The sequence below is a fragment of the Pseudoalteromonas sp. S1609 genome (assembly GCF_005887255.1).
In the GTDB taxonomy this organism is placed as follows: Bacteria; Pseudomonadota; Gammaproteobacteria; order Enterobacterales; family Alteromonadaceae; genus Pseudoalteromonas.
This window is the reverse complement of the sequence record NZ_PNDJ01000111.1, coordinates 1-569: the sequence shown is the minus strand read 5'-3', so window position 1 is coordinate 569 and position 569 is coordinate 1. Positions and strand designations below refer to the sequence as shown.

The following is a 569-nucleotide window of genomic DNA, read 5'->3' as shown; positions in this document are numbered from 1 at the left end:
TGACATTGAGTTGTATGGAGTTTTCCCGCCGGGGGCGACGGGATCTAAAAAGTTACGCTTGTTTATTGATTATTTAAAAGCGTACTTTGTAAAACAGCATACTGCATTAGGTATGCGTAAGGGCTAGCGCTCGGTTAAATAAGGCAACAGCCTGTTGATACATAGCTATGGCGAGAGCTGCATCGTATCGCTCGCCTTCATCACGCATAAAGGCATGTTGCGCGTTAACTTCTTGCCATTGGTAATTTATACCAGTACGAACAGCTTGCTGGTATATTTTGTCTCGGCCATCTTGTGGTACATGAGGGTCTTGTTTACCCCAAATAAAATGAATTTCACCGAGTATGTCGGCCATGCGTTCAAATGAGTTATTACCGGGTTGTGCGGGCAGTGTATTACTGTGTATATCGGTGGCGTATAAACAAAACGCGGCTTTTATAAGTGGGTTTAAAGCGGCTCTGTAAGCTAAATGCCCACCAATACATACACCCATAGCTCCCACGTTTCCTGAACAATAACTTTGGCGTTTTACAAACTCGATAAGGCTTTGTGTGTCGCTATCATGATGC

1 protein-coding gene and 1 pseudogene are annotated in these 569 nt (G+C 43.9%); one reads left to right on the top strand and one right to left on the bottom strand.

Going from position 1 to position 569, the window contains the following annotated elements; genetic code table 11:
* Positions 1 to 127 (top strand): annotated as a pseudogene (locus CWB76_RS18890) (LysR family transcriptional regulator); the annotation flags it as partial.
* Here CWB76_RS18890 and CWB76_RS18885 read toward each other — a convergent pair.
* The coding region (locus CWB76_RS18885) for a dienelactone hydrolase family protein (RefSeq protein WP_171039659.1) at positions 107 to 569 on the bottom strand (463 nt) is incomplete at its 5' end. The pseudogene CWB76_RS18890 and the gene CWB76_RS18885 sit on opposite strands and share 21 nt — an antisense overlap.